The sequence below is a fragment of the Mangrovimonas yunxiaonensis genome, from assembly GCF_000733475.1.
GTDB lineage: Bacteria > Bacteroidota > Bacteroidia > Flavobacteriales > Flavobacteriaceae > Mangrovimonas > Mangrovimonas yunxiaonensis.
Map to the genome: position 1 here is coordinate 2,501 of NZ_JPFK01000010.1, position 2,487 is coordinate 4,987.

Genomic DNA, 2,487 nt, shown 5'->3' on the forward strand with positions numbered 1-2,487 from the left:
CTACGAGTTACCGTTTCTGGCCAGGTTAAGCACTTCAGGTGCGGATCCGTAGCGAAAGCGAGTCTGAATAGGGCGCATAGTCAGTGGCGGTAGACGCGAAACCGTGTGATCTACCCATGGGCAGGGTGAAGCTGTGGTAACACACAGTGGAGGCCCGAACCGGTTGACGTTGAAAAGTCTTCGGATGACCTGTGGGTAGGGGTGAAAGGCCAATCAAACTCGGAAATAGCTCGTACTCCCCGAAATGCATTTAGGTGCAGCGTACTGTTAGTTTTATAGAGGTAGAGCTACTGATTGGGTGCGGGGGCTTCACCGCCTACCAATCCCTGACAAACTCCGAATGCTATAAAATGTTGCAGTGCAGTGAGGGCATGGGTGCTAAGGTCCATGTCCGAGAGGGAAAGAACCCAGACCATCAGCTAAGGTCCCCAAATGTATGCTAAGTTGAATAAACGAGGTTGAACTGCTTTGACAGCTAGGATGTTGGCTTGGAAGCAGCCATTCATTTAAAGAGTGCGTAACAGCTCACTAGTCGAGCGGTTCGGCATGGATAATAATCGGGCATAAGCATACTACCGAAGCTATGGCATCCGTTAGGATGGGTAGGGGAGCATTGTAGTGCCTTTGAAGGTGCAGCGCGAGCTGTGCTGGAGGAGCTACAAAAGAAAATGTAGGCATAAGTAACGATAATGCGGGCGAGAAACCCGCACTCCGAAAGACTAAGGTTTCCCCGGCTATGCTAATCAGCCGGGGGTTAGTCGGGACCTAAGGCGAACCCGAAGGGGGTAGTCGATGGACAACGGGTTAATATTCCCGTACCCGCCCACGCTAAAAGTGACGGAGGCGTATATTTGGTGCGTGCTGACGGAATAGCACGTTGAAGCCAGTGGTAACACGGCGATAGTACACTAAGGCTTCGGCCGCGGTGATAATCCAGAGAAGCGACTTCCAAGAAAAGCGAGTGAGGCGGCCCGTACCGTAAACCGACACAGGTAGTTGGGATGAGAATTCTAAGGAGCTCGAGAGATTCATGGCTAAGGAACTAGGCAAAATAGACCTGTAACTTCGGGAGAAAGGTCGCCCCGCTCCGGCGGGGCCGCAGTGAAAAGGTCCAGGCGACTGTTTATCAAAAACACAGGGCTATGCTAAATCGAAAGATGACGTATATGGCCTGACACCTGCCCGGTGCCGGAAGGTTAAGTGGAGTTGTTAGCTTTTAGCGAAGCAATGAAATGAAGCCCCGGTAAACGGCGGCCGTAACTATAACGGTCCTAAGGTAGCGAAATTCCTTGTCGGGTAAGTTCCGACCTGCACGAATGGTGCAACGATCTGGACACTGTCTCAGCCATGAGCTCGGTGAAATTGTAGTATCGGTGAAGATGCCGATTACCCGCAGTGGGACGAAAAGACCCCGTGAACCTTTACTATAGCTTAGTATTGGCTTCGGACAAGTAATGTGTAGGATAGGTGGGAGACTTTGAAGCAGCATCGCCAGGTGTTGTGGAGTCGTTGTTGAAATACCACCCTTTGCTTGTCTGGAGTCTAACCCTCGCCGAGGGGACAGTGCTTGGTGGGTAGTTTGACTGGGGTGGTCGCCTCCAAAAGAGTAACGGAGGCTTCTAAAGGTTCCCTCAGCACGCTTGGTAACCGTGCGTAGAGTGCAATGGCATAAGGGAGCTTGACTGAGAGACATACAGGTCGATCAGGTACGAAAGTAGAGCATAGTGATCCGGTGGTTCCGCATGGAAGGGCCATCGCTCAAAGGATAAAAGGTACTCCGGGGATAACAGGCTGATCTCCCCCAAGAGCTCACATCGACGGGGGGGTTTGGCACCTCGATGTCGGCTCGTCACATCCTGGGGCTGGAGAAGGTCCCAAGGGTTGGGCTGTTCGCCCATTAAAGTGGCACGCGAGCTGGGTTCAGAACGTCGTGAGACAGTTCGGTCTCTATCTACTGTGGGCGTTAGAAATTTGAGTGGATCTGACTCTAGTACGAGAGGACCGAGTTGGACGAACCTCTAGTGTACCTGTTGTCGCGCCAGCGGCATGGCAGGGTAGCTACGTTCGGAAGGGATAAGCGCTGAAAGCATATAAGCGCGAAACCCACCACAAGATGAGATTTCTTTAAAGGGTCGTGGGAGATGACCACGTTGATAGGCTACAGGTGTAAAGGCAGTAATGTCATAGCCGAGTAGTACTAATTGCCCGTAGGCTTATTGTACGCCTGTTCTTTTTATAAGTACAAACACTTCATGTAAACTTTTCCAGTATGTTAAGATATTTGCAGCAGAGCTGCAGTTGACAGTAAACAGGCACAGTTAACAGTAAATACTACTGGAAACTGGTTGTTGGGACTGCCAACTTAAAACTTAAGGTGGTTATAGCGACGGGGCTCACCTCTTACCTTTCCGAACAGAGAAGTTAAGCCCGTTTGCGCCGATGGTACTGCACTCGTGGGAGAGTAGGTCGCCGCCTTTTTTAGAATCC

Annotated in this window: 2 rRNA genes (1 of these 2 running past the window's edge); both read left to right on the top strand. The window is 51.1% G+C overall.

The window, feature by feature from the left end:
• Positions 1-2,221: ribosomal RNA gene (locus IA57_RS12265) — 23S ribosomal RNA — on the top strand (it extends 600 nt beyond the left edge of the window).
• Between the two features lie 149 nt (positions 2,222-2,370).
• Positions 2,371-2,478 (top strand): 5S ribosomal RNA (rrf, locus tag IA57_RS12270).
• Positions 2,479-2,487: the final 9 nt, after the last annotated feature.